The sequence below is a fragment of the Methylobacterium sp. WL6 genome, from assembly GCF_008040095.1.
GTDB lineage: Bacteria > Pseudomonadota > Alphaproteobacteria > Rhizobiales > Beijerinckiaceae > Methylobacterium.
This window is the reverse complement of record NZ_VRVH01000648.1, coordinates 1-689: the sequence shown is the minus strand read 5'-3', so window position 1 is coordinate 689 and position 689 is coordinate 1. Positions and strand designations below refer to the sequence as shown.

Below are 689 nucleotides of genomic sequence, written 5' to 3'. Positions count from 1 at the left end.
CCGCAGCGCCGCGGCCGCCGCCAACGGCGCGACGCCCGCCCCCGCCGAGGCCGAGGCGGCCAAGGATGCGCTGAAGGACGCGCAGAAGCCCGCCCCGCGGGTGCGCCGGGCGCCCGCCCGCGCCCTGCGCACGCTCAACCTCGGCAACGTCGACCTCACCGCGACGCTCGCCTCCACCCGCATCCAGCGGCCGGTGCTGTTCGTGCCGCCCTCGATGCCGGCGATCGACCTGCTGGTGCGGATGCAGGCGACCCGCACCCACATGGCGCTCGTCATCGACGAGTACGGCGGCACCGACGGGCTGATCTCGATCGAGGACCTCATCGAGATGGTGGTCGGCGACATCGAGGACGAGCACGACGTGGTCGAGGGCCGCCTCGTCCAGCGCCTCGAAGGCGAGGCCGAGGTGTTCGTGGCCGACGCCCGCGCGCCGCTGGCCGAGGTCTCCGAGGCCACCGGCGTCGACCTCGTCGCGGCGGTGGGCGAGATGGCCGAGGAGATCGACACGATCGGCGGCATGATCGTGACGCTGGCCGGCCGCGTGCCCTCGCGCGGCGAGCTCATCGCCGGCCCCGGCGACCTCGAGTTCGAGGTGCTCGACGCCGACCCGCGCCGCCTCAAGCGCCTGCGCTTCCAGCGCGGGCCCGCCCGCATCGCGGCCTCCGCCGTGCCGCTCGCCCTGCCCCCGC

The 689-nt window shown here is 75.8% G+C and carries 1 protein-coding gene; it reads left to right on the top strand.

Annotated elements, in window-relative coordinates:
- The coding region (locus tag FV230_RS28990; protein ID WP_147844803.1) for a transporter associated domain-containing protein at nucleotides 1-689 on the top strand (689 nt) is incomplete at both ends.